We start from the raw sequence: 3,950 nt of genomic DNA, 5'->3' as shown, positions 1-3,950 counted from the left end.
TGGCGCTGGGTCCGCTGGGGGTGGGGGCGCTGGGCGCGGCCCTCGCCTGGGCGGTGGAGCCGCTGGCGCTGCGCCGCCATCTCTGGGCCGCCGCCAGCGCCGCCGCGCTGCTGCCCGCCTTCCACTTCATCGCCCTGCCGGGCATGGTCCATTACCATATCGCGCTGCTGGCGCTGATCGCGCTGACGGCGGGCTGCGCGCTGCGCGCGGCGCGGGAGGATGGGTGGTACGGGTTTCTCGCCGGGGTCGCGGGCGGTTTCGCCATCTGGCTGACGCCGGAGACCATGCCCTTCGTGCTGATGGCCTTTGGCGGGCTGGCGCTGCGCTGGCTGCGGGCGCCGAACGCCGCCACGCTGCTGACCGCCGCCGACGGGTGTTTCGACGTGCTGGGCATCGGGCTGTTCGTGGACCCGCCCGCCGGCGGATATGGCGCCGCCGAGATCGACCGTCTCTCCTACGTTTATGTCACCATGGCGCTGCTGTTGCTGGCGGCGGCGGCTCTGCTTCTGCGTATCCAGGCGCGCGGCGGGCGCTGGCGGGGCTGGCTGGGGCTGCTGGTGATGGGGCTGGCGCTGGCGGTCTGGATCGCCGCCTTTCCCGGCGTGGCGGCGGGGCCGGCGGGGCTGCTGCCGCCCGCCGAGGCGCGGGCTTTCTTCGGCGTGATCTCCGAACTCGCCGCCCCGCGCGGCCTGGACCTCATCGTGTTTCTGCTGCCCGGCGCCTGGGCGGTGCTGTATGCGGCGGCGCGGGCCTGGGAGGAGCGCCGCCCCGCTCTCAAGGATCTGGAGGGCGGGCTGCTGGGCCCGCGCCCGCGCGCCCCGCTGGCCTGGGCCTATGTGGCGCTGTGCGCGGCGGTGGCGCTGGCGTTGGGGGCGGGGTATCTGCTCTTCACCTCCCTTTCCGCCATCTTCGGCGCGGCGCTGCTGCCGGTGGCGCTGAGCGGCATCGCCGCCCGGGGCGGCCGCCTCGCTTGGGTGAAAAGCCTCGCCGTGCTTGCCCTGGTGCTGCTCGGCCCCTATCTCGCTCTATGGGCCGAGCCGCCCGCCTTGGCCTCCCAGCCCGTCTGCGATCTCACCGGCATCGCCCCGCTTCTCGCCCCCGCCGCCGGCCAGGTGGTGCTGGCGGTGCCGGAGGCGGCGCCGGAGCTGCTCTACCGCGCGCCGGTTCTCACGGTCGGCTCGCTTTATCATCACGGCATCGCAGGCTTCATGCGGGACCGGGCGGCGTGGCGCGCCCCCTCCGGCCCGGCGCCGCCCGCGGCGCTGACAGCGAGCGGGGCCGCCTTCGTGCTGATCTGCCCGCACCCGGGCCGCTCCGCCTTGGTGGGCGACCTGCCGCCCGGCACGCTCTGGGACGTGCTGAACGAGGGTTTGGTGCCGCCCTGGCTGCAAGCCGCGGGGCAGGACGCGGCGGGGTGGAGGCTTTACAGGATCACGCCGTGAAGCCGCCCGCCGGTTTGCGGCGCGGGCACGCCGGTGGTGGTGGGCAGAGAGAGGGGCAGGCCGCGCAGGCTGCGCACCGCCAGATAGGCGAAGCATTGCGCCTCCAGCGCGTCGCCATTCCAGCCCGCCGCCTCCACGGGCTGCACCGGCGCGGCGAAGCGCGCGGCCAGCCCCGCCATGAGCGCCGGGTTGTGGCGGCCGCCGCCGGTGACGAGCACGTGTTTGGGCGGCGCCGGCCAGGGCGCGCCGGCGATGGCGGCGCAGATGAAGGCGGTGAGGGTGGCCGCGGCGTCGGGCGGGCTGAGCCCGGCGGTGGCGGCGGCGATGGGTGCCGCGAAGCTCAGCCGGTCGAGCGATTTGGGGGCGGGGCGGGCGAAAAAGGGATGGGCGAGCAGGGTGGCGAGCCGGGCCTCGTCGGCCCTGCCCGCGGCGGCGAGCGCGCCATCCTTGTCATAGGGCTGGCCGAGGCTGGCCTGGGCGAGATCGTCGAGCGGGCCATTGCCGGGGCCGGTATCGCAGGCGAGGATCTCGCCCGCCGGGCCCAGCCAGGTGGCGTTGGCCACGCCGCCGATATTGACGATGAGGACCGGCTTTTCCATCTCCCGCGCCAAGGCGGCGTGAAACAAGGGGGCGAGGGGCGCGCCCTGGCCTCCGGCCGCGATATCGGCGGCGCGGAAATCATGCACCACCGGCAGCCGGGCGATATGGGAGAGCAGGGCGGCGTCGCCGATCTGCCAGCTGCGGCGGCGCTCCGGCGCGTGGAGGATGGTCTGGCCGTGAAAGCCGATGACATCGGCGGCGCGCGCCAGCACCGCCACGGCGAGGGCGTGCTCGCGGGTGAGCTGCGCCTCGGTCTGGCGGAGAAAGGGGTCATCGGCGGTGAGGGAAGGGGCGAGGTCGAGAAGCCGCCGCAGCCCGGCGCGCAGCGCCGCGTCGTAACGGACGGTGACGGCGGGGCCGAAGGTGCTGATCCGCTCGCCATCGGTCTCGATCCAGGCGGCGTCCGCCCCGTCCAGCGAGGTGCCGGACATCAGCCCGATGGCCCGGTAGGTTCTGGCCGCGGCGTTGGCGCTCATGCCCCAGCTATTAGGGAGGGCGGCCGCGCCCCGCAACCGGGCGGGGCGTGATTTCCCATCCGCCGCCCGGCTGTGCTACCCCGCGCCGCACAGGAGGGGATGATGGCGACAAGCGGGTTTCTGGCCGAGGCGATGGCGCGCGGCTACGTGTTTCAATGCACCGACGAGGCCGGGCTGGATGCGGCCTGCGCCAGCGGCGCGCTCGCGGGTTATGCCGGGTTCGACCTCACCGCCGACAGCCTGCATGTCGGGCATCTCATCCCCATCATGCTGCTGCGCCTGTTCCAGCGTCACGGCCACCGCCCGGTGGCGCTGCTGGGCGGGGGCACCACCCGCATCGGCGACCCCTCCTTCCGCGAGGAGGCGCGCCAGCTTCTCTCCGATGAGCAGATCGCCCGCAATCTCACCGGCATCCGCGCCAATCTGGAAGCGTTTCTGGAGTTCGGCGGCGGGCCGGGCGGGGCCGTGCTGGTGAATAACGCGGACTGGCTGGACGCGCTTTCCTATATCGGCCTGCTGCGGGATGTGGGGGTGCATTTTTCCGTCAATCGCATGCTCTCCTTCGACTCGGTGAAGACGAGGCTGGAGCGCGAGCAGGGCCTCACCTTTCTCGAATTCAATTATTCCATCCTGCAATCCTATGATTTCCGGGAATTGAACCGCCGTTTCGGCGTGACGCTGCAAATGGGCGGCTCCGACCAATGGGGCAATATCGTCTCCGGCATCGAGCTGATCCGCCGCACCGACCAGAAGACCGTGTTCGGCCTCACCACACCGCTGATCACCACCGCCTCCGGCCAGAAGATGGGCAAGAGCGCGGCGGGGGCGGTGTGGCTCTCAGCCGCGCGGCTCAGCCCCTACCAATACTGGCAATTCTGGCGGAACACCGAGGATGCGGATGTGGGGCGGTTTTTGCGCCTGTTCACCGATCTGCCGCTGGGCGAGATCGCCCGGCTGGAAGGGCTGGGCGGGGCGGAGATCAACGCGGCGAAGATCGTGCTCGCCACCGAGGCCACCGCCCTGGCCCATGGCCGCGCCGCCGCCGATGAGGCCGCCGAGACCGCCCGCAAGCTGTTCACCGAGGGCGTGGCGGCGGGGGCGCTGCCCAGCGTGACGCTGAGCGCGGCGGATGCCAGCGGCGGGATACCGGCCTTCGCCCTGCTGGTGAAGGCCGGGCTGGCGGCCAGCAATGGCGAGGCGCGGCGCCTGATTCGCGGCGGGGGCGCGCGGCTGGATGACGTGGTCATCGAGGACGAGGCGCGGCTGATCCAGCTGAAACCGGAACAAAAACTCTCCGCCGGCAAGAAGCAGCACGTGCTGGTCAAGCTAGGGGATTGAGCGGCCGCCCCGGCTGAGCCGCCAGGGCGCGGCAAGGGCGCGGCGTCATCTCAGCGCGGCATCGGCCCAGCGCGGCGCGGCGGCGGCGAGGCGG

The 3,950-nt window shown here is 72.8% G+C and carries 3 protein-coding genes; 2 read left to right on the top strand and 1 reads right to left on the bottom strand.

The features are described 5' to 3' along the window. Nucleotides 1-1,442: hypothetical protein (locus tag M7H45_RS07525; protein ID WP_298215730.1), on the top strand; the 1,442-nt coding region annotated here is incomplete at its 5' end. On the opposite strand, the gene M7H45_RS07520 is transcribed toward M7H45_RS07525, so the two are convergent. Next, nucleotides 1,424-2,518 carry an anhydro-N-acetylmuramic acid kinase gene (locus M7H45_RS07520; RefSeq protein WP_298215728.1) on the bottom strand — a complete coding sequence of 365 codons (1,095 nt, stop codon included), beginning with the start codon at nt 2,516-2,518 and terminating at the stop codon, nt 1,424-1,426. The genes M7H45_RS07525 and M7H45_RS07520 overlap by 19 nt on opposite strands. A 102-nt stretch (nt 2,519-2,620) precedes the next feature. On the opposite strand from M7H45_RS07520, the gene tyrS reads away from it, so the two are divergent. Then, complete coding sequence (gene tyrS, locus M7H45_RS07515; protein ID WP_298215731.1) at nt 2,621-3,856, top strand: tyrosine--tRNA ligase; 1,236 nt, start codon at nt 2,621-2,623, stop codon at nt 3,854-3,856. Nucleotides 3,857-3,950 lie beyond the last annotated feature (94 nt).

Origin of the sequence: Acidocella sp., assembly GCF_027352905.1 — a bacterium.
Taxonomy (GTDB): domain Bacteria; phylum Pseudomonadota; class Alphaproteobacteria; order Acetobacterales; family Acetobacteraceae; genus Acidocella.
This window is presented reverse-complemented; position numbering and strand designations above follow the sequence as displayed.

Excerpts from the sequence above, each read along its gene's own strand:
- M7H45_RS07520 (WP_298215728.1), bottom strand. The coding sequence starts at position 2,518 with ATGAGCGCCAACGCCGCGGCCAGAACCTACCGGGCCATCGGGCTGATG.
- tyrS (WP_298215731.1), top strand. The coding sequence starts at position 2,621 with ATGGCGACAAGCGGGTTTCTGGCCGAGGCGATGGCGCGCGGCTACGTG.